Origin of the sequence: Aquipseudomonas alcaligenes NBRC 14159 (genome assembly GCF_000467105.1) — a bacterium.
In the GTDB taxonomy this organism is placed as follows: Bacteria; Pseudomonadota; Gammaproteobacteria; order Pseudomonadales; family Pseudomonadaceae; genus Aquipseudomonas; species Aquipseudomonas alcaligenes.
In genome coordinates, this window is record NZ_BATI01000092.1 from 1 (window position 1) to 2,335 (window position 2,335).

A 2,335-nucleotide genomic window follows, 5' to 3' on the forward strand; every position below is an offset into this window, starting at 1 on the left:
CATTACTGCCTTAAGCCATTGAAAAAATTATGCATTAATTTTACGTTTTTCCAGTTCAACCAGCGAATGGCCTGCCACAAATATCGAAACAGCAAGCAACCCTAAGTCTTTAAGCAGAAACTGACCTGGCGCAACGGAAATCGCCGGAAACCCTAAACTAGGCTCAATGACGCCCGGAGTGGAAAACATAAAGCTAAGGGTTGTGAAGAACAGGCCTGCAGACAGAGCGCCTCCTACCACGGATAGTTTGGGCGACAGCATGCGGCCTGCGATCAGAGTGCCGATCGAAATCTCTAGTATGCCGAGCAGGCTGGAGAACATGTCGACCGAAAAAATGCTATACACCCATCCCAAAAGCGGGCTGTTGCTCACCAGTGGAACCAGGCCCTCGGCCTCGTAGTGGGTAAATTTCATGCCGCCGAACCAGAAGTAAATAATAGCGAGAGCCAAGTACGCGCCATAGATACCTAGCCCCATAGTTTTGGTTCCAAGCGTTAAGTGGGCCTGTACGCTGGACTTCGAGTTTTCAATGCCTATGGTTTTCATGTCTGAGCTTCCAGTAGTGAGTGAGAGTGTGTTGGCTGCCGAACGCCGTATGCGTTGGCGATGAGATGATTATGGCTGGCATCTCTAATCAAGAGGCATCAGAAAGTATTGATTTCAGTGCAGATCGTCTTGGGCGGTGCAATTCGCGATGAAGGGATCGCCGTGGAGAGCGATGAGTGCACTATTTCGATAAAGGAGTCGTTTTACATAGGTCGATGAAGCGCGTTGCGGCATCGCCTACTGTCATTTCTCAAATCTGACTATGGGGCTTGGGGCGAAGGGCGGCACTGACTAGGCTTAGAACAGCTACCAACTAGCCGCGCGGCCGCGATGCACAAAGAATGGTAACTGAGCCGTGAGTGCGGTGGGCGCCCGCATTTATTTCCAAACCCTACAGATACATCGATCTTCGACTTCAACCGGGCAGATAGCTGTTGCAGCAAGCCTATCAATCGACTTTGACGTGTTAAAGAGGATAGGTTTTCCAGGGTTGGGGAACAGCATGCCCTGCAGAACGACACACGTCACTTTTGTTAAATTAATAAGCTAGCTACCTATTGGGCATAACCTTGCAATTTGCTTCAATTTACGCACATGCACTTGCGACCTCAAAATGCAACGTAAGCCCCGAATATCTCCATTATTGTCGCCGCCAGCCTTAGTTACAGCTGCTATGATGAATGAGATCGAAAACTAAAATCCCCCACTAGAATTGTTGACTGGAGTCAAAATGAATAAAAAGCGGCCGGTTAATCTTGATATTCGAACCATTCAGCTTCCTCTCACGGCGCTTACATCGATTCTGCACCGGATTTCAGGAATTATGCTCTTTATTTTTCTGGGACTGATACTGTATATGCTGAGCAAATCGTTGGAGTCAGAAAAGGGTTTTAATGAAGTCAAGGAGATTTTTTCTTCACCTTTCGGCAAAGTTAGTTTCTGGTTGGTATACTCTTCATTTATTTATCATCTCGTAGCCGGAATTCGACACCTAGTTATGGATGTGGGTGTTGGTCATACTTTGAAAGGCAGCAATCGCGCCTCTACTATTGTTTTAGTAGTGTCGGGTGTTTTAATGGTTGCTGGCGCCGTATGGATTTGGTAGCTGTGGAGTCGTAATGCGTATTTACAAGGACTAAAAGCGTCCTTTAAAGCTAACTTACGAAAGTATTTATAATCGACGGTTCACGCTTAAACGGTTGAATCCTTTCGGGCTTCCGAATAGCTGTTAGCTGAAAGCTATCATGAGCTAAGTTTTCTGTGCATCATCAAATGTGTTAATGGGAGCGCCATAGTACTAGGTACAAATATGGCTCTAGGACAATGTTAGATGTTTTGGATTTTGAGGCGGATCGCTCTTATCGAAGATCGTCTAATTCGCTCTGAAGCGCAGGTTTTTTGAAACTATCACCTGGTTGGCACACTGTGCGAATCAACATCAGATATGAGAAAGCCAATCAGGTGAACACTACCCTCGAGGGCTCATCTGTCCAGTTAAAGCCTCGAGTCTTTCTGGGTGCGCAAAAGACAAGAAGGTTATATGGGAAAATTATGAGGCCTGGATACCATGCGTCATGGGCGTGCCGATGCTGTGAGTGACAGAGCGAGAAGCAAGTGAAAGTCCCTGAAGTAGGGGCGGGATGCGCCCGAGTGGCATTTTTTGTCTTAAGGTAGATCGCGTAGCTGTTCTTCAGAATAATCTTCAGAGCGTTGACGACAGCCATCGCTGTGCATTCCTCAAGAATAGAATGTGTCGGAAGGGTGGCGTCATTGGTGTTAGTCATCGCTT

At 46.9% G+C, this 2,335-nt stretch carries 2 protein-coding genes; one reads left to right on the top strand and one right to left on the bottom strand.

Translation table 11 applies throughout. From position 1 onward, the window contains the following. Nucleotides 1-27: 27 nt before the first annotated feature. Complete coding sequence (locus PA6_RS22140) at nucleotides 28-546, bottom strand: YkgB family protein (RefSeq protein ID WP_003464991.1); 519 nt, start codon at nucleotides 544-546, stop codon at nucleotides 28-30. A gap of 730 nt (nucleotides 547-1,276) precedes the next feature. Here PA6_RS22140 and sdhC point away from each other — a divergent pair. Beyond that, nucleotides 1,277-1,651: a succinate dehydrogenase, cytochrome b556 subunit gene (gene sdhC / locus PA6_RS23245; RefSeq protein WP_005005993.1), complete on the top strand. Its 375-nt coding sequence runs from the start codon at nucleotides 1,277-1,279 to the stop codon at nucleotides 1,649-1,651. Nucleotides 1,652-2,335 lie beyond the last annotated feature (684 nt).

Bases quoted from the DNA above. Each gene is read 5' to 3' on its own strand.
- PA6_RS22140 (WP_003464991.1), bottom strand. From the start codon at position 546: ATGAAAACCATAGGCATTGAAAACTCGAAGTCCAGCGTACAGGCCCAC.
- sdhC (WP_005005993.1), top strand. From the start codon at position 1,277: ATGAATAAAAAGCGGCCGGTTAATCTTGATATTCGAACCATTCAGCTT.